At 64.6% G+C, this 25,474-nt stretch carries 25 protein-coding genes; 14 read left to right on the top strand and 11 right to left on the bottom strand.

The window, feature by feature from the left end; all coding sequences use genetic code 11:
- Positions 1-197 precede the first annotated feature (197 nt).
- The 4 genes from P6U29_RS04145 (at position 198) to P6U29_RS04130 (ending at position 2,426) form a co-directional block, all read left to right on the top strand.
- A complete protein-coding gene (locus tag P6U29_RS04145; protein ID WP_407116441.1) occupies positions 198-698 on the top strand; it encodes a GrpB family protein in 501 nt (166 codons plus the stop codon).
- A gap of 202 nt (positions 699-900) precedes the next feature.
- Positions 901-1,137 carry a hypothetical protein gene (locus P6U29_RS04140; RefSeq protein WP_407116440.1) on the top strand — a complete coding sequence of 79 codons (237 nt, stop codon included), beginning with the start codon at positions 901-903 and terminating at the stop codon, positions 1,135-1,137.
- Positions 1,134-1,889, top strand: a complete 756-nt coding sequence (locus tag P6U29_RS04135) for an ABC transporter substrate-binding protein (RefSeq protein WP_407116439.1) — start codon at positions 1,134-1,136, stop codon at positions 1,887-1,889. The genes P6U29_RS04140 and P6U29_RS04135 overlap by 4 nt, the downstream gene beginning before the upstream one ends.
- A gap of 75 nt (positions 1,890-1,964) precedes the next feature.
- Positions 1,965-2,426 (top strand): GNAT family N-acetyltransferase, encoded by a 462-nt coding sequence (locus tag P6U29_RS04130; protein ID WP_407116438.1) that lies wholly within the window; start codon positions 1,965-1,967, stop codon positions 2,424-2,426.
- A 335-nt stretch (positions 2,427-2,761) separates the two neighbouring features.
- Here P6U29_RS04130 and P6U29_RS04125 read toward each other — a convergent pair whose 3' ends face one another.
- Positions 2,762-3,178 (bottom strand): SRPBCC family protein, encoded by a 417-nt coding sequence (locus P6U29_RS04125; RefSeq protein WP_407116437.1) that lies wholly within the window; start codon positions 3,176-3,178, stop codon positions 2,762-2,764.
- 927 nt (positions 3,179-4,105) lie between these two features.
- The gene (gene opgC, locus P6U29_RS04120) at positions 4,106-4,375 is read right to left on the bottom strand and encodes an OpgC domain-containing protein (protein WP_407116436.1); all 270 of its coding nucleotides are present in this window, start codon (positions 4,373-4,375) and stop codon (positions 4,106-4,108) included.
- 309 nt (positions 4,376-4,684) lie between these two features.
- Between opgC and P6U29_RS04115 the strand changes: the two genes are divergently transcribed.
- Positions 4,685-5,836: an acyl-CoA dehydrogenase family protein gene (locus P6U29_RS04115; RefSeq protein WP_407116435.1), complete on the top strand. Its 1,152-nt coding sequence runs from the start codon at positions 4,685-4,687 to the stop codon at positions 5,834-5,836.
- Positions 5,837-6,073: 237 nt separating this feature from the next.
- On the opposite strand, the gene P6U29_RS04110 is transcribed toward P6U29_RS04115, so the two are convergent.
- Positions 6,074-8,242: a putative bifunctional diguanylate cyclase/phosphodiesterase gene (locus tag P6U29_RS04110; protein WP_407116434.1), complete on the bottom strand. Its 2,169-nt coding sequence runs from the start codon at positions 8,240-8,242 to the stop codon at positions 6,074-6,076.
- A gap of 449 nt (positions 8,243-8,691) precedes the next feature.
- Between P6U29_RS04110 and mepA the strand changes: the two genes are divergently transcribed.
- The 4 genes from mepA (at position 8,692) to modC (ending at position 12,079) form a co-directional block, all read left to right on the top strand.
- Positions 8,692-9,636, top strand: coding sequence for a penicillin-insensitive murein endopeptidase (gene mepA, locus P6U29_RS04105; RefSeq protein ID WP_407116433.1), 945 nt, complete (start codon positions 8,692-8,694; stop codon positions 9,634-9,636).
- A 283-nt stretch (positions 9,637-9,919) separates the two neighbouring features.
- Entirely contained in the window at positions 9,920-10,705 is a 786-nt protein-coding gene (gene modA, locus P6U29_RS04100; RefSeq protein WP_407116432.1) for a molybdate ABC transporter substrate-binding protein, read from the top strand.
- A gap of 13 nt (positions 10,706-10,718) precedes the next feature.
- Positions 10,719-11,414, top strand: a complete 696-nt coding sequence (gene modB, locus P6U29_RS04095) for a molybdate ABC transporter permease subunit (RefSeq protein WP_407116431.1) — start codon at positions 10,719-10,721, stop codon at positions 11,412-11,414.
- Between the two features lie 2 nt (positions 11,415-11,416).
- Entirely contained in the window at positions 11,417-12,079 is a 663-nt protein-coding gene (gene modC, locus P6U29_RS04090; protein WP_407116430.1) for a molybdenum ABC transporter ATP-binding protein, read from the top strand.
- Between the two features lie 113 nt (positions 12,080-12,192).
- Here modC and P6U29_RS04085 read toward each other — a convergent pair whose 3' ends face one another.
- Both P6U29_RS04085 and P6U29_RS04080 read right to left on the bottom strand, forming a co-directional pair.
- The gene (locus P6U29_RS04085; protein WP_407116429.1) at positions 12,193-12,453 is read right to left on the bottom strand and encodes a PepSY domain-containing protein; all 261 of its coding nucleotides are present in this window, start codon (positions 12,451-12,453) and stop codon (positions 12,193-12,195) included.
- Between the two features lie 257 nt (positions 12,454-12,710).
- Positions 12,711-14,504, bottom strand: a complete 1,794-nt coding sequence (locus tag P6U29_RS04080; RefSeq protein ID WP_407116428.1) for a potassium/proton antiporter — start codon at positions 14,502-14,504, stop codon at positions 12,711-12,713.
- A gap of 207 nt (positions 14,505-14,711) precedes the next feature.
- Between P6U29_RS04080 and P6U29_RS04075 the strand changes: the two genes are divergently transcribed.
- Together P6U29_RS04075 and map are read left to right on the top strand one after the other, a co-directional pair.
- Entirely contained in the window at positions 14,712-16,028 is a 1,317-nt protein-coding gene (locus P6U29_RS04075) for a mechanosensitive ion channel family protein (RefSeq protein ID WP_407116427.1), read from the top strand.
- Between the two features lie 122 nt (positions 16,029-16,150).
- Positions 16,151-16,972, top strand: coding sequence for a type I methionyl aminopeptidase (gene map, locus P6U29_RS04070; protein WP_407116426.1), 822 nt, complete (start codon positions 16,151-16,153; stop codon positions 16,970-16,972).
- A 10-nt stretch (positions 16,973-16,982) separates the two neighbouring features.
- Here map and P6U29_RS04065 read toward each other — a convergent pair whose 3' ends face one another.
- Complete coding sequence (locus P6U29_RS04065) at positions 16,983-17,579, bottom strand: bifunctional transcriptional activator/DNA repair enzyme AdaA (RefSeq protein WP_407116425.1); 597 nt, start codon at positions 17,577-17,579, stop codon at positions 16,983-16,985.
- A 131-nt stretch (positions 17,580-17,710) separates the two neighbouring features.
- On the opposite strand from P6U29_RS04065, the gene P6U29_RS04060 reads away from it, so the two are divergent.
- Both P6U29_RS04060 and radC read left to right on the top strand, forming a co-directional pair.
- Positions 17,711-18,631, top strand: coding sequence for a DMT family transporter (locus P6U29_RS04060; RefSeq protein ID WP_407116424.1), 921 nt, complete (start codon positions 17,711-17,713; stop codon positions 18,629-18,631).
- A gap of 55 nt (positions 18,632-18,686) precedes the next feature.
- Positions 18,687-19,400, top strand: a complete 714-nt coding sequence (gene radC, locus P6U29_RS04055; RefSeq protein ID WP_407116423.1) for a DNA repair protein RadC — start codon at positions 18,687-18,689, stop codon at positions 19,398-19,400.
- Between the two features lie 273 nt (positions 19,401-19,673).
- Here radC and P6U29_RS04050 read toward each other — a convergent pair whose 3' ends face one another.
- Positions 19,674-20,051 carry a hypothetical protein gene (locus tag P6U29_RS04050; RefSeq protein WP_407116422.1) on the bottom strand — a complete coding sequence of 126 codons (378 nt, stop codon included), beginning with the start codon at positions 20,049-20,051 and terminating at the stop codon, positions 19,674-19,676.
- Positions 20,052-20,336: 285 nt separating this feature from the next.
- On the opposite strand from P6U29_RS04050, the gene P6U29_RS04045 reads away from it, so the two are divergent.
- Positions 20,337-21,722 carry a peptidoglycan-binding protein gene (locus P6U29_RS04045; protein WP_407116421.1) on the top strand — a complete coding sequence of 462 codons (1,386 nt, stop codon included), beginning with the start codon at positions 20,337-20,339 and terminating at the stop codon, positions 21,720-21,722.
- Positions 21,723-21,955: 233 nt separating this feature from the next.
- Here the strand turns inward: P6U29_RS04045 and P6U29_RS04040 are convergent, their stop codons facing one another.
- The 4 genes from P6U29_RS04040 to P6U29_RS04025 are packed head-to-tail and all read right to left on the bottom strand — an operon-like array spanning position 21,956 to position 25,267.
- Positions 21,956-22,648: an AprI/Inh family metalloprotease inhibitor gene (locus tag P6U29_RS04040; RefSeq protein WP_407116420.1), complete on the bottom strand. Its 693-nt coding sequence runs from the start codon at positions 22,646-22,648 to the stop codon at positions 21,956-21,958.
- On the bottom strand, positions 22,648-23,637 hold the full coding sequence (locus P6U29_RS04035; protein ID WP_407116419.1) for a 2-hydroxyacid dehydrogenase: 990 nt from the start codon (positions 23,635-23,637) through the stop codon (positions 22,648-22,650). Before P6U29_RS04035 ends, P6U29_RS04040 begins: the two co-directional genes overlap by 1 nt.
- The gene (locus P6U29_RS04030) at positions 23,637-24,455 is read right to left on the bottom strand and encodes an ABC transporter permease (protein WP_407116418.1); all 819 of its coding nucleotides are present in this window, start codon (positions 24,453-24,455) and stop codon (positions 23,637-23,639) included. Before P6U29_RS04030 ends, P6U29_RS04035 begins: the two co-directional genes overlap by 1 nt.
- Positions 24,452-25,267: an ABC transporter ATP-binding protein gene (locus P6U29_RS04025; RefSeq protein WP_407116417.1), complete on the bottom strand. Its 816-nt coding sequence runs from the start codon at positions 25,265-25,267 to the stop codon at positions 24,452-24,454. The genes P6U29_RS04030 and P6U29_RS04025 overlap by 4 nt, the downstream gene beginning before the upstream one ends.
- Positions 25,268-25,474: the final 207 nt, after the last annotated feature.

Here is a 25,474-nt window from a genome sequence, read left to right as displayed (position 1 = left end):
GCACGCAGCATCTGATCTCAATATTCAGGGGCAATCGCACGTAACGGCTCACGTCGGCCTCTAGCCCATAAAGCGACCTGCCAGTCTCGAGGAGCGCTTCTACCGCTCAGCATCCGGAGTTTGGCTTTGCCTACGACGTCCAACGGATACCGCCTTGGTGAACTAGGCGGAATTCGTGTTTCGGCTTAATATTCAACATGCCGCTCACAAGCCCGATCACGCCTTACGATCCGACCTGGCCGGAGCAATACGCGGCGGAAGAGGCGCGGCTGAAACCCATTTTCAGTTCCGCGTTGATCGGCATTCATCACCTCGGAAGCACCGCGGTGCCCGGATTGGCGGCGAAGGCTGAAATCGACGTGCTTGCCGTGGTCCGGTCGGACAGCAGGCTGGAAGATTGGAGCCGATCACTAGCGGCGCTCGGCTATCGCGGTGGCAGCGACCTCTCTCCGGGCCATCATTTCTTCAAGCGGGACGTCAACGGCGCCCGCACCCACAAGCTTCATGTGTGTCTTGATGGTCATGGACAGATTGCGCGGATGCTGAAGTTTCGGGATCACCTGCGTCAGCATGCCGGAGATCGCGCGAGATATCGGGATTTGAAACTGAGGCTCGAGCGCGAAAATACCTCGGGTATTCGGCAGTACCTGATCGCCAAGGATCCGTTCATCCAGGACATTCTCGCCAGACTTGATTGATTGCTCACCTCCCGACCGCCGGCGAACCAACCTTGGTCTCACGAAGCACATCTGCCGATCCTCGAGCCTGCTGTTGGCCAGTAAACCGGCCCGCCAAGCCCTTCCTCGACGGCCGGGCCCGCCCCCGCGTGGACTTTCTAACGCCGGCGATAGTGGTGTACCATCGCCTCGATCAGATCGCTCCGGGATGGCGAGACGCCAAATGAGGCGACGGAAGTTTCTGGGCTTCTTGGGAATGGCGGCTATAGCGGCGCGCGAAGCATTTGCCCAAAAGCGCGTTCCCGTCGTGGGGTTCGTCGGATTTGCCACGCCGGAAATCGACAATGCGACGCTCGTTCCCTTCCGGAAGGCGATGGCCGAGCTGGGCTATGCGGAGGGCCGCGACATCGTCATCGAGGCCACTCGACGGCCGGCGATGTTTCGCGCGGCCTGGCATTGATCGACGATCTGGTGGCCAGACAAGTGGATGTCCTGCTTTCGCCAGGCCCAGCCGCAGCACGCGCGATCGTCAGGAAGACCAATATTCCCGTTGTCGCCGTGGCTTTGCCTGCGGTGCAAAGCGACCCTGAATTGTTTCAGAGCCTCGCCCGGCCGGGCGGCAGTCTCACCGGCTTCGCTGCGTTCGGCGAGGAGATGTCGGCCAAGCGCATCGAAATGATCCGGGAGATCCTGCCCTCGCTGAAGAGGATCGGCGTCTTGAACAATACGACGGATCCGACCTTCAGCGCCTGGGGCGCGCAAACCATCGAGGAAGCACGACGCGCGGGGCTGGAGCCGGTGCGCCTCGGACTCACGAGCGCGGCGGCGGCGGCGGTCGCCGAGCAATTCAATGTGCTCGCGGACGCGGGCGGCGAGGCCGTGATCGTCATTCGCGACTACATGACCGCCGCCATGCAGGACGCAATTTGCCGCATTGGCATCGATATGAAGATCGCTGTCATCGGCCAGCAGAGGGAGTTCGCGCACGCCGGCGCTCTGATCAGCTATGGCGCCGACATCGGCGACCTCTTTCGTCGCGCTGCGGGTTATGTCGATCTGATTCTGAAGGGACAAAAGCCCGCAAATGCCAATCCAGCTTCCAACCAAATTCGAGCTGGCCGTCAACCTCAAAACTGCGCGCACGCTTGGAGTGACGATCCCACCCACCATTCTCGTGCTGGCGGACGACGTGATCGAGTGAAACGTTGTTGAACTGTCCGCTGATTGCCACGCCTGTGGCGCAGGCTCAACATCCCGTCATTCGCGAAGACTTCAGTGGAGCGATCCATGGAATGCAGCATCCGGCCCGCGCTCGACGATGACGCCGAGGCCATCAGCGCGGTTATCTTGCGTGCGCTGCGCGAGACGAATGCGAAGGACTATACGGAGCAGATCATCGAAAGGATCGAGCGCAGCTTCGGCCCAGACGCCGTGCGCCGGCTGATCGGGCAACGCACAGTTTTCGTTGCCACTATCGGTAACCGCCTCGTTGGGACGGCAAGCCTCGACGGAAGCGTCGTCCGCACCGTCTTCGTTTCTCCCGACGTTCAGGCCCGCGGGATCGGCAAGCTGCTGATGACCGAGCTCGAGCGCACTGCGCGTGAGCGAAACATCCCGTCCTTGACAGTCCCTTCGTCAGTCACCGCGGAGACTTTCTATGCGCGACTAGGATTCAACGCCGTGCGCGACAGCTATTATGGCGACGAACGGACGATCATCATGGAGCGATTGCTCACCGACCACTCCTAGGGCTGGTGGACGCGTTGGCAATCGCTGCGCACGATTCCGCTCGTCTCGTTTCTGCCGTCGCTCCTCGAGCTTCCGCCAACAAGTCACGCAATCCGACCTCGAACCATGCAAAAGGCTCTGTGCCTATTCCGCGCCTCGCTGCGCGATCCTGATCCCATCGGCGATCCGGCCGCTCGGGTGCAGCACGTAGGGCTGGTTGAGCTCTTGCGCAGCCCATCGCCCAAACGGACGGACGCAGGTTCTCGTAGTTCTTGCCAGTTCTGACTTGCAAGGATGATGTTTGATGGGTTTCGCTTCGCTCTACCTATCCTACGAGCTCTACGAGCTGCACACCCTCACGACGCCTTCTGCTTCGCCTCGACGTACCGTGCAAAATTGTCGAGGATCGCCTGCCAGCCGCCTTGCTGCTGCTCGACCGAATGCGTTGGTTCGCTATCGAAGACGATGCGGACGACAATTCCGTTCGGGTCGGGTACGAACTCGACTTCGGCCTTTCGATCGCCGAACGCATATTCGATTCGCTCGTGTTCGACGATTTTCGTGTAGGTACCGGCGAAGTCAAAGCCCATGCTGCCATCCTTGGCCTCCATGCGCGACGAGAAGGCGCCGCCCTCCCGCAGGTCGACCGTCGCCCTGGTCGTATGCCAGTCGTCCGACGCGGCGTTCCAGTGAACGATATCGGCAGGCGTCGTATAGGCACGCCAGACCCGATCGACGGGGGCGGCTACGCTGGTTTCGACAGTGATCCTCATGGGCATTGCTCCGGTTCCGACTTTGACGGCTCGAATTGACGAAATCACGTCGCATGTGCCGGGTCCATCTCCAGCACGTCCGGGACGTGTCACCCAAGGACGATCGAGACCGGTCCAAGCCGACATGGTCCCGGCCGTCAATTCGCAAAGAGTTAGAAAAGTGTCGTCAGCATGTCTGTTGGAGGTCCATCGGCGACGGTTTGGCCTTAGCTCGCAGGATGGGTTGAGCTCTTGCGAAACTCATCGCCCAAGCGGGCGGGACGCAGGTTCGCTTTCTTGCCAGTTCCGATTTGTAAGAATGAAAGTTTTGATGGGTTTCGCTTCGCTCTACTACGCGCGCGATTCCGGGATTGCGCCGGGTTGTGCTCGAAATGCAATTCGAAGATGTAGCGAAAGTCGAATCGCGCTTTGAAAGTGAAAATTAGTTTTGCGGCATAATCATAATGACTCCGACGCAAAAAAAGAAAATAGGGTGCAATTAACAAGAATAATGAACAAGAATAATGGGAGGAGTAGATGGATACTGCGGGTCGCCTGCGCGCGATGGCATTATTGTGCCGTCAGACAGCCGCGCGTCATCCGGATCGAGGTTGGAAACTGCTCGCCGAAGCCGAATATTGGGAGCATTTGGCCAAGGATGCGCCGCTCGATCATTTCGAAAATTGCTCGGTGGGCTCACCGCCTGATCGAGAGCCTGGTGTCACAGAACCGGCCCCGGCCCTCACGGGGTGAGTGCGAAACAAAATAGCAGCGCCCTGCCCGGCGGCTACTTCTTCAACAGTAGTCCCTTCGTTCGCGCCATTTGCCTGACTGATCCGGCGTGGCGGCCCAGTTCGGCGGCTATCTTCGATGCTCCAACGCCCCGCCGGGCCAGAACAACCAGCCGTCGAATCTCCTGCTCGGCCCATTGCTTTGGCTTCGGTGTCTTCATGGTGCGGCCCCACGACCTGCACCATTTAACGACTGCGGCTGGGGGTCGGCACTTGGGAAATTTACGGGTGCCGCGCCCCGACGCAAGAGGTCGCCATAGACGCAGCCGGACACAAGGCCCGACAAGAATACGAGAATCTCTGCTGCATCGCTGAAGCCGAAATTCTTGGGCGTGAACCTGTTCAGATAGTTTTCCGGAATGCGATTGATGTAGATCCACCACAGTGAAAGGCCCCGAAAGAGGTCGATTCGAAGATCGCGCTTCATCAAAGCCGACGGCACGGTCGCAATCGATTTCGCGCCTGCGCGATGCCTCTCCTGGTTGGTGCGCCCCCACTTGCGGGCGCTCTCGATACCCGGACTGGTCTTGCACCGTCATGGCACGCTCCTGCGGCTATCGAGAGCCTAGCAGCGCGATCGCCATCACGGTTGATTCACATCAAGGTCTCGTCGCAGTCCTCACTTGCCTTGGATCGGCATGACACCCATCGGCCGACGCATCGCCTTGATCTCATCAGCCAAATGGACCAACATCGCGCCTCTACCGCTCACGGCAGAAGGGGCGAGACAACGCGGATGTCCGAGCTTCCCGGATTTGGTCTGGTCGAGCGGGCGCGAGCGATCGCCCCTTTGGTTGCGCGCGAGGCCGACGAGATCGAGCGGATGCGGCGGCTGACGCCGGGAGTCGTTTCTGCGCTGATCGAGAACGGGCTCTACCGGGCATTATTGCCGCAAAGCCTCGGCGGCGCGGAAGCTCCGCCGGAAGCATTCATGCAGATGTTGGAGGAAATCGCCAAGGCGGATGCGTCCACCGCCTGGTGTCTCGGCCAGTGCGGCGTCTGCGCGATGATCGCGGCCTGGCTCGATCACGACACCGCGCATGAGATCTTCAACACCGCGCCCGGCATTCTCGCCTGGGGCGCGATCGCGCATGAGGCGCGCGCAGTCGAGGGCGGTTATCGCGTCAGCGCACGCTGGGACTTTGCCTCGGGTTCGCGGCAAGCGAGCTGGCTGGGAGCGCATGTCCGCATCGTCGGGGCTGACGGGGTGCCGCGCAAGAATCCTGACGGGTCGCCGGAGGTGCGCACCATTCTGTTTCCGGTGGCGCGCGCCACGCTGCACGACGTGTGGCAGGCGATCGGGCTCGCCGGCACCGGCACGGATTCTTACGAGGTGAACGACCTCTTCGTCGCCGAGCGCTTCACGGCGTTTCGCGACGTGCCGTCGGCACTGCACGAGACGGGGCCGCTCTACAGGATCGGCACCGGCGCGACCTTCAGCCTCGGCTTTGCCGCGGTCTCGCTTGGCGTTGCGCGCGCCACGCTGGATGCGGCTATCGCGCTGGCGCGTGGAAAGCACCAGTCGCTGGCGGCCAGCGCCATGCGCGACAATCAGGCCGTCCAGGGGCTGATCGGCCGCACCGAAGGCGACTTGCGAGCCGCCCGCGCTTATCTTTACGCGACCGCGAATGCGATGTGGCGCGACCTGTCCGCGACCGGCGCGTTCAGCGCGGCACATCGCAGCGCGGTCCGGCTGGCCGCCACCTGGACCATCCATCAATCCGCGCGCGTGGTCGACGCCGCCTATCACATGGCCGGCGCGACTGCCGTATTCCGCAGCCATCCGTTCGAGCGCCGGTTCCGCGACATGCATGCCATCACGCAGCAGATCCAGGCGCGGGATACGCATTATGAGGACGTGGGGAAGGTGATTTTGGCGGGAGGCTAAAGAGCAATCGGCTCACTGAACCTCTCCCCGCCCTATTGCGGGGAGAGGTCGGATCGCGCAGCGATCCGGGTGAGGGGCAAGGCGAGATTTCGACCAGAGCAATGGTCTATCACGGCGGGCACGACGCGAGCACACACTTTGAACGGAGCTCGCCGAGAGACCCCTCACCCCAGCCTCTCCCCGTAAGAACGGTGCGAGGGAGTGAGAGAGCAGTGCATCCCTTACAAAGTATCCGACTCACGCCACCAGCGCAGCGTCCTCGTCATTGCCATCGATGCCGCGCTGCGCGGCGAGCAAGCTGATGATCTCCGCATTCGGCCGGGCCTTGCTGAACAGGAAACCCTGGCCCTCATGGCAGCCTTCGGCGCGGAGGCAGCTCAGCTCGGCTTCGGTCTCGACGCCTTCGGCGGTGATGGTGACGCCAAGACCTTTGCCGAGGCTGACGATGGAGCGGATGATGGCCTGGGCCTCGCGGTTGGCGCCGAGATCACGCACGAAGGACTGATCGATCTTGATCTTGTCGAAGGGAAAGCTGCGCAAATAGCTGAGGCTGGAATAGCCGGTGCCGAAATCGTCCATCGAGATGCGCACCCCGAGCGCGCGCAGCGCGTGCAGCGTCGCCAATACCTGGGCGCTCTTCTCCAGGAGCAGCGTCTCGGTGATCTCGAGCTCGAGCCGGCGCGGCGGCAGGCCGGAATGTTTCAGCGCGTCCGTCACCATCGAGAGCAGATTGCCGCTGCGGAACTGCAGCGGCGACAGGTTGACGGCGACGCGGACGTCGTCGGGCCAGGCTGCGGCATCGAGGCAGGCCCGGCGCAGCATCTGCCCGCCGAGCGGATTGATCAGTCCGGTGTCCTCGGCGACGGGAATGAACTCGGCCGGCGAGACCATGCCGCGCTCGGCATGCGGCCAGCGCACCAGCGCCTCAAAGCCGGTGATGCGGCCGCTCTGGAGATCGATCAGCGGCTGGTAATAGGGACGCAGCACGTCGTTCTGGATCGCCTCGCGCAGCTCGACCTCGATCTTGCGGCGGCTCTGCGCCTTGGCATCGAGCGCAGCCTCGAAGAAGGCGAAGGTGCCGCGCGCATCCGCCTTGGCACGCGACAGCGCCATGTCGGCGCTCTTGAGCAGCTTCTCGGAATCATCGCCATCGCCCGGCGCCATGGCGATGCCGATCGAGGCGCCAATCACCACGGAATGGCCGTCGAGCAGATAGGGATCGGCAATGGCCTCGAGCAGGCGTTTTGCGAGACCCACCGCGTCTTCCGGCCGCGCCAACCCGCTCTGTACGATCGCGAACTCGTCGGAGTTAAGGCGCGCTAGCGCGTCCTCTTCGCGCAAAGTGGAGCGCAGCCGCTTGGCGACGCCGCGCAAAAGCTTGTCGCCGACCGCATGCCCCAGCGTGTCGTTGACCGCCTTGAAATTGTCGAGCCCGAGGATCAGCAGCGCGAGCTTCTCGGCGCTGCGCCGCGTGTGCAGCAGCATCTCGTCCATCTGCTGCCGCAGCAGGCTGCGATTGGGCAGGCCGGTCAGCCCGTCATGCTGGGCCATGAAGGCGAGCCGCGCCTCAGCGCGCTTGCGCTCGGTGATGTCCATCAGCGCGAGCAGCACCGCGGGCCGCTCGGCATAGGTCAATTCGCGGGAATAGATTGCAAGGTCGATCAGCGCGCCGTCGGCCTTGACGTGCTTCCAGGTGCGGCCGGCCTGTTCCTCGCCGGTCACATCAAGGGTCCAGGGCGGTTCGCTGTCGAAGGCCTGCAAGGAGCGGATATTCAGTCGCTCGAACTCGGCCCGGCTGTAGCCGTAATGCGCGATTGCGGCGTCGTTGACACCGATGATGCGCTCGTCGTCCAGCGCGCAGATGATCATGGGCACGGGGTTGCCGTCGAACAGCAGGCGGAACGAGGCCTCGCGCTGCTTTAATTCGGTAATGTCGACGCGCAGGCCGACGACGCCGCCATCATCGGTCAAGCGCTCGTCGATCAGGATGACGCGGCCGTCCGACAGCTTCTGCTCGTGGCGCGCGCCGGGCTGATAGAGCTTTTGCAGCCGGTCGGCGATCCACGCGTCCTCGTTGCCGATGGCCTCGGGATAGTCGCCGCGGGCAACGCCGATGCGCAGCGTGTCTTCGAGGCGCGCGCCCTCCTCGAACAGATCGGCGGTCTTGCTGTAGATCTCGGCGTATTTCTTGTTCCAGAGGACGTAGCGGCCTTCGGCATCGAGAAACACGATGCCCTGCGGCAGAATGTCGATGGCCTGACGCAGGCGCTCATGGGATTTGCGCGCTTCCGCGATCGCAGCTTCCGCCTCGGCACGGCTGCGCAGGACTTCGTCGCGTTCGGAAAGGGCACACGACGCGCGCGCGAAGCGCGGCTTGCGCGCCTTCTGGCCGGCGCGGGCAAGCACGCTTTGCTTTCGCTTTTTTGTTCTTCGAGACCCCAAACTCAACTTCACTCGTCCCAGTCGCGCCCAGCGGCCGCAAGTGTTGGGGCAAGTGTCTGAAAAAAAAGTAATCTTGCCCGGCCGCAGTCCGCACGCGGCGGAGTTTTCTGCCTGTTTGCGCGGCGCGGCCGCGGCGGCAGACGTCATCAGACTGAGTCCAGCGCCGCAATCAATGATCGATCTGGCGCAAAATTGCGCGCGCGCTTGAATCAGTTCCGAAATCGCGCGTGATTGCATGCGAGCTGCAGATTTTCCTCACGCCGCGCACGAATTTTGGTCAATGCAGAATACGGTTATTGCACCGTTAACAAACCGTAAGTGTGAGACGCGATTTGGCGAGTTGCGGTGAGGGGTAGCCGGCTCAAAGCCTCGTTCTTAACCCTGATGCAGCATTGGGCTATAAGGACGTCAGCATGAGTCGCCGCGGCATCACCCTCCTCCTGCTTTCGCTCGCTTGCCTGACCGCCGGCGGCGTGCTGGCACAGGACAAGGGCAGCACCAACCCGAAGCCGCTGCCGCCGCTCGCCAATCCGAATGACCCGGATCTACCCGCCAAGGAGCTGTTCGCGCGAAAGCTGCTGCCGTCGAAGGGGCCGGCCCATGTCATCGGCTCCTACACCAAGGGCTGCATCGGCGGCGCGGAGCAGATTCCGATCAACGGTGACCATTGGCAGGTGATGCGGCTGTCGCGCAACCGCAGCTACGGTCACCCCGACATGATCGCGCTGATCAAGCGGCTCGCCGCGAAGGCGCACAAGGACGCGGGCTGGCCCGGCATTCTGGTCGGCGATATCGCCCAGCCGCGTGGCGGGCCGGCGCTGTCCGGCCATGCCAGCCACCAGATCGGTCTCGACGCCGACATCTGGCTGACGCCGATGCCGGACCGCCGGCTCTCGCGCGAGGAGCGCGAGGACATGTCGGCAGTGATGATGGTGCGCCCGGACCGGCTCGACGTCGACCCCAGGGTGTTCACGCCAGGTCACGTGCTGGTGCTGCGCGATGCGGCGCGGGAGCCCGCCGTGCAGCGCATCTTCGTCAACGCCGCGATCAAGAAGGCGTTGTGCCGCGAGGCCAAGGGCGATCGCGCATGGCTATCCAAAATCCGGCCGTGGTGGGGCCACGACTACCACTTCCACATCCGCATGCGCTGCCCTGCGGGCGACGGCGAATGCGAGGGCCAGCCGTCACAGGCCGAAGACGAAGGCTGCAAGCCCGCCGATCTCGCCTATTGGTTCTCCGACGCGGTGCTGCACCCCAAGCCGCCGCCGGAGCCGCCAAAACCGAAGCCGCCGATGACGCTGGCGCAGATGCCGGCCGCCTGCAAGGCGGTGCTGCATGCGGGCGATGCGAAGCCGTAAGGCACGCTGTCGCCTCACCCACTACTGTCGTCCCGGACAAGCGCGCCCTAAGCGCGCGCTGATCCGGGACGCCAGCGGCGATTTAGGCGCACTTGTCCCGGGATGACGAACCAGGTTTGACCTAGCGGCGCGGCCTGCTATCTTCGCTATTGCGATATCCCCGCCGGCCGTAAGCCGTCGCAAGGGACCGTGGAACAGCGCTTCCGCCCGTCGCATCTGACCCATTCGACGCCAGATTTGCGCGTGCTGCCCTGCGCGCGCGAGCTCGCACGGAGCGCATCCCATGTTTCGTCTATCAGGACTTTTCGCTGCCTTCGTCATCCTCGCCGGCGCCGCCCTCTCGCCCGCCGTGGCCGAAGACAAGACCATCACCGTGTTCGCCGCCGCCTCGATGAAGAACGCGCTGGACGAGATCGACGCCGCCTACACCGCCAGGACCGGCGTCAAGTTCAGCGTCAGCTATGCCGCAAGCTCGGTGCTCGCCAGGCAGATCGAGCAGGGCGCGCCGGCCGACGTGTTCGTCTCGGCCGACACCGACTGGATGGACTACGCGATCTCCAAGAAGACCATCAACGAGCCTTCCAGAGTCAACCTGCTCGGCAATAGCATCGTGCTGATCGCGCCGAAGGATTCCAGGATCGACAGCGTGACGATCGCGCATGGCTTCGATCTCGCCAAGCTCGCCGGCGACGGCAAGATCGCGACCGGCGACGTCAAGTCCGTGCCAGCAGGCAAATATGCCAAGGCCGCGCTGGAGAAGCTCGGCGCCTGGCAGGCGGCCGAGCCGAAATTCGCGATGGCCGAGAGCGTGCGCGCCGCGCTGACGCTGGTCGCCCGCGGCGAGGCCGTACTCGGCATCGTCTATTCCACCGACGCCAAGGTCGAACCGGGCGTGAAGATCGTCGGCACTTTCCCGGCGGATTCGCATCCCGCGATCATCTATCCGGTCGCCGCGACCACCACCGCCAAGCCGGAGACGGATGGCTATCTCGCCTTCCTGCGCTCGACGGCGGCCAAGACCATTCTGGAAAAATACGGCTTCAAGTTCCTGGTCACCCCGACGACGTGATATCTGCGGCTTGATGTCTGAGATTTCACCCGCCGAATGGACGGCGATCCTGCTCTCGCTCAGGGTCGCCATCGTTGCAACGCTGGTGGCGACGCCATTCGGCATCGCACTGGCGTGGCTGCTCGCACGGCGTGATTTCTGGGGCAAATCGCTGCTCGACGCACTCGTGCATCTGCCGCTGGTGCTGCCGCCTGTCGTCACCGGCTATCTGCTGTTGCTGACGTTCGGCCGCCGCGGCCTTGCCGGCGCCTTCCTCGCCGACCATCTCGGTATCGTCTTCGCATTCCGCTGGACTGGCGCGGCGCTCGCCTGCGGCGTGATGGCGTTTCCGCTGCTGGTGCGCCCAATGCGGCTGTCGATCGAGGCGATCGATCGCCGGCTCGAGCAGGCCGCCGAGACGCTTGGTGCTGCGCCATGGAAGGTGTTCTTCACGGTGACGCTGCCGCTGGCGCTGCCCGGCGTGCTCGCCGGCATGGTGCTGGGTTTTGCCAAGGCGATCGGCGAGTTCGGCGCGACGATCACCTTCGTTTCCAACATTCCCGGCGAGACCCAGACGATTTCCTCGGCGATCTATTCGCTGATCCAGACGCCGGACGGCGATGCCGCGGCGGGACGGCTCGTGATCGTCTCGATCGTGCTGGCGCTGGGCGCATTGATTGCCGCCGAGTGGTTCGCCCGCCGCGCCACCGCGCGGCTGCACGGAAATTGACCATGCTGCGCGTCGACATCGAAAAGCAGCTCGGCGAATTCTCGCTGCACGCATCCTTCAGCAGCGAAGGCCGTGTCATCGGCCTGTTCGGCGCCTCGGGCGCCGGCAAGACGTCACTGGTCAACATGATCGCCGGGCTGTTGCGGCCCGACCGCGGCACCATCGTGATCGACGGCGAGACCGTCGACGACACCGCGGCCGGCATCCATGTCCCGGCCTGGCGCCGTCGCATCGGCTACGTGTTCCAGGACGCGCGGCTATTCCCGCATCTCGACGTCGCGCAAAACCTCGATTACGGACGGCGGATGAACCGCCTGCCGTCCGATCCTGTCCAGCACAGGCGCATCATCGACCTGCTCGACATCGGCGCCCTGCTCGGCCGCCGCCCCGGAAGACTCTCCGGCGGCGAGCGCCAGCGCGTCGCGCTCGGACGCGCGTTGTTGGCGAAGCCGAGGCTGCTGCTGCTCGACGAGCCGCTCGGCGCGCTCGACGAGGGCCGCAAGCTCGAGATCCTGCCTTATCTGGTGCGGCTGCGGGATGAAGCCAACATACCCATGGTCTATGTCAGCCACGACGCCGCCGAGCTGCGCCAGCTCGCGACGCAGATCGTGATGCTGAAGCAGGGCCGCGTGACGAGTTTAGGCGGGGTGAAGGTGCTGACGTGAAGATGCCGTAGCCCGGATGGAGCGCAGCGCAATCCGGGACGGCGCCACCGGTGAGAGCGCACCCGGATTTCGCTTGCGCTCCATCCGGGCTACGCGGCTGCGTCATTTCAGACCTACCAACCGCGCTCGACGTTGCGCACCTCACCGGTCCTCGCGTCGACATAGACCTCCATCCAGCGGCCGGCACGGTCGCGTCCATCGACCTCCCATTCGTCGCCGAGGAAGTTCGTGTGCGAGACCGTCACGACGCCGAGATCGCTGGCGACATCCAGCGCGACCTGCATCGAGATCTGATCGCCGGTGTCATAGGCCATCGCCGGCGCCGCTGCGCCGAGTGCAAGGGCCATCGCAATCGGAAGGATGAACTTTCGCATTCGCATACTCCTGTCAGTTCAAGCCGTTACGCGGCTTAAAACGAGTGGCGCCGCGGAGCGTTCCGGGTTTCGCGGTCACGAGGCCGCGCAAATCTTCGGCGGATGCGGCAATTTGGTGGCGGTTTTGTGCGAACGGCGCCAGAGGTGCCAAGGCAGCCAAGTAGGGTGGGCAAAGGCGCGTTCTTCGCGCGCCGTGCCCACCGTCTTGTCTGCTGGTGGGCACGGCGCAAGGGCGCCTTTGCCCACCCTACGACGCGTCAAACCCCCGCCACCGAGGTCCACAGCTCCGCAAGCCTCTTCCGCAGCGCCTGCGCGCGCGTCAGCGGCGCGGGCGTATCGTCCTCTTCCGGCAGGCGCAGGCCGACGATGTTGACGCGGCCGCCGGAGATGCTGCGCGCGACCAGCACGATCTCGTCCAGCGGCAGCTCGGCGCCCTCTTTCGGCGCACGGTCGAGATGGACGTCGAAATAATCGGCGAGCGTGAGCTTGCTCTCGTCCTCGCTCACCTTCACGCCGTAGATCTCGGCGAGCTCGGCGAGCGTGTGCTCGCCGGAGACCATGAAGTCGCCGAGCAGATGCGGATCGGGCGCCGAGCTCGGCTGCATGTCGACGAAGAAGCGGTCGAGCGACTCGGCCTTTTCCGGCGGCGCCAGCAAATAGATGTAGTCCCCGGGCGCGATCGGGTCGGCTTCGGTCGGCGTCAGGATGTTCTCGTTGCGGATAACGAGCGTCGGCTTGGACCAGGACGGGATCAGGCCGCGGCGGAAATACAGGCTCTTGGGCCGCACCGGATAGCCGACCAGCTGCTGCTCGAGCTGGCCGGGCAGATCCAATTCGACGCGGCGCGGGCCGCGCTCGGCGCGCGGCAGTGCGACGTGCAGCTTGCGCGCCGCGGGCGCCAGGGTCCAGCCTTGCAGCAAGAGCGAGATGATGACGACGACGAAGGCGACGTCGAAATAGAGATAGGCCTTCGACAGTCCGACCAGCATCGGGATCGAGGCCAGGAAGATCGCGACCGCGCCGCGCAAGCCGGTCCAGGCGATGAAGATCTTTTCGCGCCAGTTGAAGCGGAATGGCATAAGGCACGCAAACACCGCAAGCGGCCGCGCGATCAGCATCAGGACGAGCGCGACGGCGACCGCCGGCAATATGCTGGCGCCGAGCCGGCTCGGCGAGACCAGAAGGCCGAGCAGCACGAACATCACGATCTGCGCCAGCCAGGTCGCGGCATCGAGGAACGTCACCACCGAATTATGCGCGCGGGTCGGCCGGTTGCCGATGATGATGCCGGCGAGATAGACCGCGAGGAAGCCGGAGGCGTGCATGATCTGCGCGCCGCCGAAGATCACGAGCGCGCCCGTGGTCACGAACGGAGCGTGCAGGCCCTGCGGCAGCGCTACCTGGTTGAGGGCGATCACGACGAGGCGGCCGCCGATGACGCCGACGATGGCGCCCAGCGCCGCCTCCAGGACGAACTCCATCAGCACATGGCCAGCCGAGCTCGAGCCGACCGAGATGTATTCCACCAGCATCAGCGTGAGGAAGATCGCGAAGGGATCGTTGGTGCCGGATTCCGCCTCCAGCGTCGCGCCGACACGCGGGCGCAGGCGCAAGCCCTGGGTATGCACCAGCAGGAACACAGCCGCCGCGTCGGTCGAGGCCACCACGGCACCGACCAGCAGCGACTCTGCCCAGTTGAGCTCGAGCGCGTATTTCGCGAACGGCGCCGTGACCACCGCGGTCAGCAGCACGCCGACGGTCGCGAGCACCACGGAGGGCGCGAGCACGGTGCGGATGCTGGCAAAGCGCGTGCGCAAGCCGCCGTCGAACAGGATCAAGGCGAGCGCGACCGAGCCGACCAGATAGGTGGTGCGGACGTCATCGAATTGCAGCTGCCCAGGGCCGGAATCGCCGGCGAGCATGCCAATGGCAAGGAAGACGAGCAGCAGGGGCGCCCCGAAACGCAGCGCGAGCAAGCTTGAGAGGATGCCGGCCATGACGAGGACGGCGCCAAGCAATATGGCGAGACTGACGGAGTCGAGGGAGGCCATCCACCTTCCGGGTACAAATAGCTAGAATTTCATCCTTATCGTCGGCGGACTCGCACGCCAACCCATTTTCGCTCCTCGCGGCAATCTGCCCGTATTTTACGGCCTTAACGCGCTTCACTTGGCGGTGTATCGATGGCCGGGCCGTGCCCTTTGTGGGATTCTGCGGCTCCCTCGAATCAATTCCTCCCCGCTTTGCCGACGAGACCGATGGACATGGACCTCAAAGACTTCATGGAGTTCGTGCAGACGACCGCGCGCAGCGTCGGGGCGGAAATCTCCTCACCCTGGTTCTACCTGCAATTCGGTCTCATCATGGCCGCGGCCGGCATCGCCTATGCCGCGGAGGCCGCCATTCGCAGCCGCGTCGACATGACGTCACTGGCGATGCGCTGGCCGCTGCCGCTCCGGCACTTCGTCCGGGTGATGGTCTCCAGCGCCTCGACGGCGGTGTTCACGCTGCTCGTGATGATCTCGCGCGTGGTGATGTACCACGCGACCTGGCCGAGCCGCAGCTATCTCCTGATGGTCGCAGCCAAGCTGGGCTTCGCCTGGCTCGTGATCCGTCTCGTGACCTCGGTGCTGCGCAACGCCTTCATCGTCAAGCTGGTGTCGATCACGGCCTGGTTCGTCGCCGCACTCTCCATCGTCGGCCAGCTCGACGCGACGGTCGACCTGCTGGATTCCTTCGCGATCGTGCTCGGCGGCCTCAGGCTGACCCCGCTCTTGGCGCTCAAGGCCGGCGCGCTGCTGCTGATCGCGCTCTGGCTCACCAACATCGCGAGCAATTTCGCCGAGAGCCGGATCAACGCCACCACCGACCTCACGCCGTCGGTGCAGGTGCTGCTGGTGAAGATCATCCGCATCGGGCTTCTTGCCGTCGCAATCGTCATTGCACTCGGCGCCGTCGGCATCGACCTGTCGGCGCTCGCAGTGTTCTCCGGCGCAGTCGGCGTCGGCATCGGTATCGGCCTGCAGAAGATCGTGGCCAATTTCATCTCGGGCATCATCCTGCTCGCCGACAAATCGGTGAAGCCCGGCGATCTCGTCACCATCGGTGACAATACCGGTCGCATCAGCGCGATGAAAACGCGCTATATCTCCGTCGCCGCCGGCGACGGCCGCGAATTCCTGGTGCCGAACGAGGATCTGGTGACGCAGAAGGTCGTCAACTGGACCTATACCGACAAGAACACGCTGGTGAAGATCGCCTTCGGCACCAATTACGACGCCGATCCCAGCCTGGTCTGCACGCTCGCCGCCGAGACCGCCGCCGCCCATCCGCGCGCGCAGAAGGGCAAGCCGCCGACCTGCATCCTGACCGAGTTCGCGGAAGCCGGCATGAAGTTCTCGCTGACCTTCTGGATCGCCGACCCCGACGGCATGGACAAGGTCAAAAGCGACGTGATGCTGGCGCTGTGGGACGCGTTCAAGCGCGAGGGCATCCGGGTTCCCTATCCCGTCCGCGAAATCCGCATCCGCGGCGGCGCCCTGCCGGTGGAAACCACCGTCGAAGTCCCGAATTAGGCCGCTTTCGCACCGAAGGCTGGCACCCTCGGCTTGCATGAAGGCCGCCAATCATTAAATTAGGGCGTGAAATCAAGCCTTTCCGCCGATATCGAGATCAGCCCCGAGAAGATTTGACACGCATGAGCTACGTCGAAGCCACCGATACCTCCCTGCGCAAGACCGGACAGATCAAGCTGCATGGGCCGAGCGCCTTTGCCGGCATGCGCAAGGCGGGGGCGCTGGTGGCGAAATGCCTCGACGAGCTCACTGACATCGTCGGGCCGGGCGTGCCGACCTCGCGCCTCGACGAATTCGTCCGCGACTTCGCCTTCAGCCATGGCGCCTATCCGGCGACACTGATGTATCGCGGCTACCGCTACTCGACCTGCACCTCGCTCAACCACGTGGTCTGCCACGGCATGCCTGGCGACCGTCCGCTGAAGGAAGGCGACATCGTCAATATCGACGTCACCTTCATCGTCGACGGCTGGTATGGCGATTCCAGCCGGATGTATGCGATCGGCCCGATCGCCCGCAAGGCCGAGCGGCTGATCGAGGTCACTTATGAAGCGATGATGCGCGGCATCGCCGCGGTGAAGCCCGGCGCCACCACCGGCGACATCGGCCACGCCATTCAGAGCTTCGTCGAGCCGCAGGGCATGAGCGTGGTGCGCGATTTCTGCGGCCATGGCCTCGGGCGCATGTTCCACGACGAGCCGAACATCATCCATATCGGCCGGCCTGGCGAGGGCGTGCAGCTCAAGCCTGGCATGTTCTTCACCATCGAGCCGATGATCAATCTCGGCAAGCCGCACGTCAAAATTCTCTCTGACGGCTGGACCGCGGTCACCCGCGACCGCTCGCTGTCGGCGCAGTTCGAGCACTCCGTCGGCGTCACCGCGACGGGCGTCGAGATTTTCACGCTGTCGGAGCGGCACGGCGAGAAGCAGATCGGCGCCTGATCGCGTTGTCCTAGCCCCGGCGGCAGAATGACGACGGTGGCCGCTTGTATGTCGCGGCAAAGGCGTCGTTGAATCTACGGATGCTGCCGAAGCCGGCCGCAAACGCAATCTCCGCCAATGTCATCTCGGTCTGGTCGATAAGCCGCTTGGCTTCCTGCACGCGGCGCGTCGCGGCGATCTCACTCGGGCTTGCGCCGGCATGACGCATGAACAGGCGGAGCAGGTGACGCGGCCCGACGCCCAGGGCTTCCGCAAGCTCGGTCATGGTCGCGCGATCGAGAAAGCCGTCATTGATCAGGCGCATGCCGCGCGCAACGGTGGTCGCCGTCCCCATCCAGGCCGGCGAGCCCGGCGCGGTTTCCGGCCGGCAGCGCAGGCACGGGCGAAAGCCGGCTCGCTCGGCGGCCGCCGCGGTCGCATAGAAGGTGACGTTCTCGGAGCGGGCCGGACGCACCGGACAGACCGGCCGGCAATAGATGCGCGTCGAGCGAACGCCGGAGAAGAACAGGCCGTCGAAAGCGCGCGCACGCGCGAGGCGCGCCCGATCGCAGGTTTCCCAGTCGAGATGCGGTGGCAGCGTCTGCCGATGCGCCGAGCCTGTCGTCATGGCGAAATCATAGTTTCAAGACGCCCCGCCGAGTAGCTGAAATCGGACTCGACCGGGCGATGAGGTCCGAATCCAGCCAGCCTGCAGCGCCGCTCCGGACCATGGTGTCGATAGATCCCGGAGCAGATCGCATGAGCACACAGGCGCAACAGACGACATCAGGACAAACCCGTCTCGCGCTCGAAATCGGACTCCTGCTGCTTCTCTCCCTGATCTGGGGCAGCTCATTCACGCTCATCAAGGTCGCGCTTCCGACGATCCCGCCCTTCACGATGGTCGCGGCGCGGGTGACGATCGCGGCCGTTCTCTTGATCTTGATCGCTCTCGCGCAGGGACATGCCCTGCCGCGCCAAGGGCCGGTGTGGGCGGCTTTCGTCGTGCAAGGGCTGCTGCAAAGCGCGCTGCCCTTCACCCTGATCAGCTGGGGCGAAACGCATATCACAAGCGGTCTCGCCGGCGTGCTCAATGCGACCCCGCCGATATTCGTGCTGGCGATCGCGATGTCGACCGGACGCGGGCGAGAGGCGATCAGCGGCCGCAAGATCATCGGTGTTGCGCTGGGCCTGGCCGGCGTCGCCCTCACCATGCGAGTTGACGCGCGCTCGGGGTTCGGCACCGCCGCGCCGCTGGCGCAGGCCGCCGTCCTGGCGGCGAGCTTCTGCTACGCGCTCGCACCGATCTGGGGGCAGCGGTTCGCGGGCCTTCCCGCGATCGTCACGGCAGCCGGCGCGATGAGCTGCGCCGCGGCCCTGATGCTGCCCATCGCCGCTATCCTCGATCGGCCCTGGACAATCGCGCCGACGATACAGGCGATCACGGCGGTGCTCGGCCTGGCGATCGTCTGCACCGCGATCGCTATGGTGATCTATTTCCGCCTGATCCATACGCTTGGTCCGCTCGGCACGACGAGCGGAAGCTACCTGCGCGCCGGCTTCGCCGTGGCGCTCGGGACCACGCTCCTTGGCGAGAGCTTCACCTGGTCGATGCTGGCCGGCATGACGTTTATCGTCATCGGCGTCATGGCGGTAACCGCCCCCATGCGGAGGCCATGAGGGCAGTGCAATTGTCGGTTGAAAAATTCCGTCGACAAGGCAATGCTGGCGGCCCATGCCCGCCAAGCCAGACCACGACAAGAGCAAGCCTGAGGACGAGCCGCACTATCTCGGCCATCGCGAGCGGCTGCGCGAGCGCTTCTACAGCGCGGGCGCGGATGCGCTCAGCGACTACGAGCTGCTGGAGATGGCGCTGTTTCCGGCGCTACCGCGGCGCGACACCAAGCCGCTGGCGAAGACGCTGATCAAGACCTTCGGCTCGTTCGCCGAGGTCGTGCATGCACCGGTGGCGCGCTTGCGCGAGGTCGACGGGGTCGGCGAGTCCGCGATCAACCAGCTCAAGTTGATCGCCGCAGCGGCGCATCGCGTCGCCAAGGGCGAGGTCAACAGCCGCAACGCGCTGTCATCCTGGAACGAGGTGATCGCCTATTGCCGCACCAGCATGGCGTTTGCCGACAAGGAGCAGTTCCGCCTGCTGTTCCTGGACAAGCGCAACCAGCTGATCGCCGACGAGGTGCAGCAGACCGGCACGGTCGACCACACCCCGGTCTATCCGCGCGAGGTGATCAAGCGCGCGCTCGAGCTCTCCGCGACCGCGCTGATCCTGGTGCACAACCACCCCTCCGGTGATCCCTCGCCGTCGCAGGCTGACATCCAGATGACGAAGGCCATCATCGACATCGCGAAGCCGCTGGGGATTGCCGTGCACGATCACATCATTGTCGGCAAAAACGGGCATGCCAGCCTGCGCGGGATGCGGTTGATCTAGAGCGTGATGAAATGAGGCTTGATCGCTCAACGACGGAGGTACGCTCCCTCTCCCGCTTGCGGGAGAAGGCTGGGGAGAGGGTGCTTCCGCAATGGGACAATCCCCATGAGGAGAAAGCCCTCACCCGGCGCTTCGCCATAGCCGAGGCTTTGCCTCGGCGTCTCTTGAGATCACGGCCGCCGAGGGCGGCCTGCGCCTCTCCCGCAAGCGGGAGAGGTGAACGAGCCGCGGGAATCGATTCAACCTAAAGCCATTCCGGTTTAGGCGTAGCGATCATGTCGGCTCGATCCAGCGCTGCACCGCCTCCGCCGTGTCGGCAGGCGTGGTGTTGAAGCAGATCGCGGCATCCGGCGCCAGGCGATGGACGAGGTTCAGCACCTTCTCGAACAGCAGCAGACGCTCCCTGGGCTCGCGCAGGCCGGCGCCGATCACGATGCAGTCGAAGCGCTCGTCGCGCAAGGCCGCCGTGACTCCGGCCTCCGCCGTGGCATCGAGATCGATCAGGCAGCTCGTGACCTCGAAGCCGAGATCGCGCAGGCGCAGGAGCTGCGCCTCGATGTAGTCGCGCACGAGCTCCGGCGTCAGCTGCGGGAATGCGCTGTAGTCGGCATTGCCGGGTTCGATACCGATCGCGAGGACGCGCTTGGCCATGCGGGGCTCCTTGCCGGACCTTCAACCTCGTCAACCGACTGACGGCCCCGCCGGTTCCCTTGGAGACGGCCGCCCGGCCGGCGCCGGTCCCCGCCCCTATCCTGCCGCTCGTTTCCCGCCGAGGATGTAAGCCAGTTCACATGCGCCCGGCAGACAAGGTGCCACATTGCGGGGGATCACGCTGGTGTCACGCGCTGATCACGCCGCCTGATCCACTCTGATCTCCGCGAACGCCCGGCCAATTTCATCATTTCGCAATTCAATGTTTTTCATTGGGAGCAGGACATGAAGGTGTCATTCGAGGCTATCAAGGACGAATACGAACGAAACTGGTCCAACATGAGGATCAGGTCCGGGCGCGCCGAGGCCGCCACCCAAGCGGCGCGCAAGGCCATCAACCACAAGGACACGTACACGGAGATCCAGAACAAGACCGACGTGCCCTGGTGGTTCGTCGCGGTGCTGCACTCACGTGAATCCAGCTTCAACTTCAACACCTATCTCGGCAACGGCCAGCCGCTGAATCGGGTGACGACAATCGTCCCCAAGGGGCGCGGCCCGTTCGCCTCGTTCGCCGAAGGCGCCGTCGATGCGCTCAGGCTCGAGGGATTCGTCGGCGCCCGCGACTGGAGCATCGCGAAGACGATGTTCCGCCTGGAGCAGTACAACGGCTTCGGCTATCGCGGCCGCGGGGTCAACTCGCCCTATCTCTGGTCGGGGTCCAACGTCTACGGCCCGCCCGAGCAAAGGGGCGGCAAGTTCGTCAGCGACGGCTCGCTCGACCCGGGCACGGTCGATCCGCAGCTCGGCGCTGCGGTGATCCTCAAGGCGATGATGGAGCTCGATGCGTCGATCACTTTCGACGGCGGCCCAACCATGCTGAGCCATCTCGAACCCGAGGAGCAGATGGCATCGACAGCGCTGTTGATGCAGAAATGCCTCAACAACCTCGGCGCCAATCCGATGCTGGACGAGGACGGCATTGTCGGTCCGAAGACCAAGGCGGCGGTGGCGCAGTTTCAGCAGCAGCACGGCATCGCCGAAACCGGCGTCCTGGATCCGATGACGGTAGCCGCCATCACGCGCGCGGCGCAGCAGCCGGTCACCCCCGCCCCGACCGTTGACCTGTCGCAGATCCTGAAGCGGCTGGAGGATCTCGCGCAAATCATGCGGGGCGGCCTGCCAGCGACAAGCACGCCGCCGGTGATCGCACCGCCGGCTGCCAACGATCCGATCACGCTGTTCGAGCGGCTTTTCGCCCTCATCAACAAGACGGCGCCCATGCCAGGACCAGTCACGCCGACAAGCCCCGCCCCGGTCGATCAGCTGAAGCAGGTCGTCGATCTGCTCAGCACCCTGCTCAACAAGGACGGCAAACCCGTGCTCGGCCAGGTCAACGGCGCGCTCGGCGAGACCATCGGCAAGCTGCTCAACGGCAAGAAGACCGCGCTCGGCCTGATCGGCTCGGTGCTCACCGCGCTGCTCTCATCGGTGACGGCGAGCCCTAATGCGGGAGGCATTGCCGGATTGCTCGGGACCATCGTGTCCGCGGTGCCGGGCCTCGGCCAGTTCGCGATGCCGATCTCGCTGGCGCTCACCGCCTGGGGCGTGCTCGGCAAGATGGAGAAATGGGCGCAAGGCACCGCGCCGCCGCCGAAGGTGACGACGTAGGCGCAATGGATGAGGCTCGGGTGCTTCTCGGGAAGCAGGCGCACTCCCTCCCCCGCTCGCGGGGGAGGGCTGTCTCCGCGACGAAGAACCCCCAAGAGGAGAGAGCCCTCACCCGGCGCTTCGCGCCGACCTCTCCCGCAAGCGGGAGAGGTTAAGAGAACCCGTGGCTCTATTGGTTCAACACTAGACCGTTTCGTTCCGGAGCACGACGACTCCGCGCACCGCGCCAGTGCCTACTGGCGCAGCATGATCAGCGGATCGGCCGTATCAGGGACGCGGCGCCACTGGGCGTTGTCGTCGGCCTCGAACTGCCAGGCTTCGCCTGCCTTCGACATCAGGATGATCTGGCCGCGCTCGAGCCGCCATTGCGTCGGGTTGAACTGCGCGATGGCCGGATCGCATTTCGGCTTGAGGAAGACCTGGAAATTGTCCGGGCTCGCTTCGGTGTTGGTCAGCGTCAGCCCGCACACCGGCTGGCCGTTGCCGCGCACCATCGACCAGTCGCCGATCATCTGGTCCATCGACTTGGCCATCGAACGCGCGGCGGCGAGGTCCTGCAGGATGTAGACGCCCTCGCCCTGGCGCAGGCCCTCGAAGATGCCGGCCTCGACCTCGGTGAAGTCGATCACGGCTTCGCCGGTCGCATCCTGCAAGCGAACGATGTCGAGGCCCTTCACGCTCCAGGCGACGATGTCCTTGGTGAAGGGCAGCGCGGTCTTGCAGGCCGGCTCCAGCTCCAGCTTGAAGCCCTGGCCCGCGGCGTCACCTTTGAGCGTGACGACGCAGGTCTTGCTGCGCTCTGTGGTCGAGAGCTCCCACTGCCCGGGCATCTGCTTCTTCAGGGTCGTCGCATCCTGCGCATGCGCGATACCGATCGCGGCCAAGCAGGCTGCGACGGCGAATGCAACGACCCGAAGACTTCTCATCAGCGCCCCTTGAACGGCGTTTCTGCAACCGGCGTCAACGGCGCCTTGCCGGCGAACCAGGATTTGAGGTTGTCGACCACGAGTTGGTCCATCGCGTTGCGAGTCACCACCGAGGCCGAGCCGATATGCGGCAGCAGCACGACGTTCTGCATGGTCTTGAGCTCATCCGGCACGTTCGGCTCGGCCGCGAACACGTCGAGGCCGGCGGCGAGGATGGTGCCCGATTTCAGCGCCTGGATCAGCGCCGGCTCGTCGACCACGGAGCCGCGCGCGACGTTGATCAGCACGCCGCGCGGGCCGAGCGCCTTCAGCACCTCGGCATTGATCATCTTGTTCGTGCTGGCGCCGCCGGGCACGATCACCATCAGCGTATCCACCGCCTTCGCCATCTCGATCAAATCGGGATAGTGCTTGTACGAGACGTCCTTGGAGGGGTTGCGCGAGTGATAGACCACCGGCACCAGCGAGGCGTCGAGCCGGCGCGCGATGGCCTGGCCGATCCGGCCCATGCCGACGATACCGACCTTGCGGTCGCGCAGCGAGCCAACGCTGAGCGGATAGTTCTGCGTCTGCCAGAGTCCGGAGCGCACATAGCGATCGGCCTTGATGAACTCGCGCAAAGTCGAGATCAACAGGCCCATCGCGACGTCGGCGACCTCCTCGGTCAGCACGTCGGGCGTGTTGGTGACGATGATGTTGTTCTCGGCAGCGTATTTGGCGTCGATGTGGTCGTAACCGACGCCGAAGCTCGCCACCATCTCCAGCTTCGGCAGCTGCGACAGCGAATCCCTGTCGGCACGCACGGTGTGATAGGTCACGGCGACGCCGCGGATCTTGTCGCGGACCGCCGGCGTCAGCCGCTCGAGATCGCCGCGCGTCTCGGCCTTGTGTACCACGAAATGATCGGAAAACCCGTTCTCGAGGATCGGCCGCACCGGTCCATAAATCAAAAGATCGATCTTTTCGGACGAAATCGAACCGGCAGCCATCAGTTTTCCTTTCCAAGCGCGCTCTCATGCCAGCGCCGTAAAACGAGGTGCGAAACTAGCGCCAGCACCCCATAGATGACAATCCCGGCCAGCGACAACAAAAGCAGCGCGGCGAACATGCGAGGTATGTTCAAGCGATAGCCCGATTCCGCGATCCTGTAGGCGAGCCCGGAGCCGGCGCCGGCCGTTCCGGCCGCGATCTCGGCCACGACCGCACCGATCAGCGACAGGCCGCCGGCGATGCGCAAGCCCCCGAGAATGTAGGGCAGCGCCGCGGGTAGCTTGAGAAAGCGCAGCGCTTGCTGTGGCGAGGCGCCGTAGAGCTGGAACAGCCCGGCCAGGTTGCGATCGACCGAGTTCAGCCCGAGGGTGGTGTTGGACAGCACCGGGAAAAAGGCAACGATGAAAGCGCAGACCACGACCGCGGTCTGCTGCTCCAAGTAGATCAGCAGCAGCGGCGCGATCGCAATCACCGGCGTCACCTGGAGCACGACGGCATAGGGGAACAGCGAATATTCCAGCCATTTCGACTGGTTGAACACGAGCGCCAGCGCAATGCCGCCGATGCTGGCGGCGACAAACCCTTCGAGCGTGGTCAAAAGCGTGGTGGCGAGCGATTGTGACAGCACCGCCCAGTCCTTGATCAGCGTCAGGACGATGATGGACGGCGCCGGCAGCACGTAAGGCGGGATCTCCTTGATGCGGACCACAAGTTCCCAGGCGAGGAGGCCAGCTGCGAACACGATGACGGGAAGCAAGAAGCGCATCGCGCGCTGCGCGCGGAACGATTTTACGGGCACCGGAGCTTGCGCGTTCATAACGTCGATTGTCCCGAATAGGACGGCGCCAGCGCGGCCGACACCCTGCGGCAATAATCGGAATAGGCGGCCGAGGTGCGAAACTCCTCGCCGCGCGGCTCGACCGTCTCGATGCGGATGTCGGCCTGGATGCGGCCCGGCCGCGCCGTCATCACCACGACGCGCTGCGACAGATAGACGGATTCGAACACCGAATGGGTGACGAAGATGACGGTCTTGCCCAAGGCTCGCCACAGCGCGAGCAGGTCGTTGTTGAGACGGAAGCGCGTGATCTCGTCGAGCGCGGCGAACGGCTCGTCCATCAGGAGGATATCGGGATCGGTGACGAGCGCGCGGGCCAGCGACACCCGCATCTTCATGCCGCCGGAAAGCTCGCGCGGAAAGGCGTCGGCAAAATCGGCGAGCCCGACGCTGGCCAGCGCCGCGTCGGCACGCGCGCGCCCCTCCGCCTTCGGCACGCCCGCGAGCTTCAAGGGCAGCCGCACGTTCTCGCGCACGTTGCTCCATGGCATCAAGGTCGGCTCCTGAAACACGAAGCCGATGCCATGGCCCGGCTGCACCTCGCCCTCGTGCCGGGCCACCCGCACCGTGCCTGATGAGGACGCGCTGAGCTCGGCGATCAGCCGCAACACCGTCGATTTGCCGCAGCCGGACGGTCCCAGCAGCGAGATGAATTCGCCCTTGCGGACAGTGAGGTCGAACGGGCCGAGCGCCATGACGCCGTTGTCATAGACCTTCGTCACGCCGCGCAGGCTGACGGCGAGCGCCGTCAGGCTGGCCTCGACGGCGGGCGAGGTTTTGCTCTCTACCATCGCGCGCTGGTTCTGGTGAGGCTCGGTCGAGCGGCGTCCTTCACCTCTCCCCAACGGGGAGAGGTCGCGCCGCAGGCGCGGGTGAGGGGGAAGAGGTCCCACGAAAGACTGCAACCCCTCACCCGCATCGCATCTAACGATGCGATGCGACCTCTCCCTTCGGGAGAGGTGGACGATGCCGATGCAGCTTGGTCCAATCTCAGCATG

It is taken from the genome of Bradyrhizobium sp. LMG 9283 (assembly GCF_045571415.1).
In the GTDB taxonomy this organism is placed as follows: domain Bacteria; phylum Pseudomonadota; class Alphaproteobacteria; order Rhizobiales; family Xanthobacteraceae; genus Bradyrhizobium.
Note: the sequence above shows the minus strand (reverse complement) of the source record. Positions and strands in the feature narration are given on the sequence as shown.

Bases quoted from the DNA above. Each gene is read 5' to 3' on its own strand.
- P6U29_RS04045 (WP_407116421.1), top strand. From the start codon at position 20,337: ATGAAGGTGTCATTCGAGGCTATCAAGGACGAATACGAACGAAACTGG.
- P6U29_RS04080 (WP_407116428.1), bottom strand. From the start codon at position 14,504: ATGGCCTCCCTCGACTCCGTCAGTCTCGCCATATTGCTTGGCGCCGTC.
- radC (WP_407116423.1), top strand. From the start codon at position 18,687: ATGCCCGCCAAGCCAGACCACGACAAGAGCAAGCCTGAGGACGAGCCG.
- mepA (WP_407116433.1), top strand. From the start codon at position 8,692: ATGAGTCGCCGCGGCATCACCCTCCTCCTGCTTTCGCTCGCTTGCCTG.
- P6U29_RS04065 (WP_407116425.1), bottom strand. From the start codon at position 17,579: ATGACGACAGGCTCGGCGCATCGGCAGACGCTGCCACCGCATCTCGAC.
- modA (WP_407116432.1), top strand. From the start codon at position 9,920: ATGTTTCGTCTATCAGGACTTTTCGCTGCCTTCGTCATCCTCGCCGGC.
- P6U29_RS04025 (WP_407116417.1), bottom strand. From the start codon at position 25,267: ATGGTAGAGAGCAAAACCTCGCCCGCCGTCGAGGCCAGCCTGACGGCG.
- P6U29_RS04030 (WP_407116418.1), bottom strand. From the start codon at position 24,455: ATGAACGCGCAAGCTCCGGTGCCCGTAAAATCGTTCCGCGCGCAGCGC.
- P6U29_RS04040 (WP_407116420.1), bottom strand. From the start codon at position 22,648: ATGAGAAGTCTTCGGGTCGTTGCATTCGCCGTCGCAGCCTGCTTGGCC.
- modC (WP_407116430.1), top strand. From the start codon at position 11,417: ATGCTGCGCGTCGACATCGAAAAGCAGCTCGGCGAATTCTCGCTGCAC.
- P6U29_RS04130 (WP_407116438.1), top strand. From the start codon at position 1,965: ATGGAATGCAGCATCCGGCCCGCGCTCGACGATGACGCCGAGGCCATC.
- P6U29_RS04085 (WP_407116429.1), bottom strand. From the start codon at position 12,453: ATGCGAAAGTTCATCCTTCCGATTGCGATGGCCCTTGCACTCGGCGCA.
- P6U29_RS04115 (WP_407116435.1), top strand. From the start codon at position 4,685: ATGTCCGAGCTTCCCGGATTTGGTCTGGTCGAGCGGGCGCGAGCGATC.
- opgC (WP_407116436.1), bottom strand. From the start codon at position 4,375: ATGAAGCGCGATCTTCGAATCGACCTCTTTCGGGGCCTTTCACTGTGG.
- P6U29_RS04140 (WP_407116440.1), top strand. From the start codon at position 901: ATGAGGCGACGGAAGTTTCTGGGCTTCTTGGGAATGGCGGCTATAGCG.
- P6U29_RS04060 (WP_407116424.1), top strand. From the start codon at position 17,711: ATGAGCACACAGGCGCAACAGACGACATCAGGACAAACCCGTCTCGCG.
- P6U29_RS04145 (WP_407116441.1), top strand. From the start codon at position 198: ATGCCGCTCACAAGCCCGATCACGCCTTACGATCCGACCTGGCCGGAG.
- modB (WP_407116431.1), top strand. From the start codon at position 10,719: ATGTCTGAGATTTCACCCGCCGAATGGACGGCGATCCTGCTCTCGCTC.
- P6U29_RS04125 (WP_407116437.1), bottom strand. From the start codon at position 3,178: ATGAGGATCACTGTCGAAACCAGCGTAGCCGCCCCCGTCGATCGGGTC.
- P6U29_RS04035 (WP_407116419.1), bottom strand. From the start codon at position 23,637: ATGGCTGCCGGTTCGATTTCGTCCGAAAAGATCGATCTTTTGATTTAT.
- P6U29_RS04075 (WP_407116427.1), top strand. From the start codon at position 14,712: ATGGACATGGACCTCAAAGACTTCATGGAGTTCGTGCAGACGACCGCG.
- P6U29_RS04050 (WP_407116422.1), bottom strand. From the start codon at position 20,051: ATGGCCAAGCGCGTCCTCGCGATCGGTATCGAACCCGGCAATGCCGAC.
- map (WP_407116426.1), top strand. From the start codon at position 16,151: ATGAGCTACGTCGAAGCCACCGATACCTCCCTGCGCAAGACCGGACAG.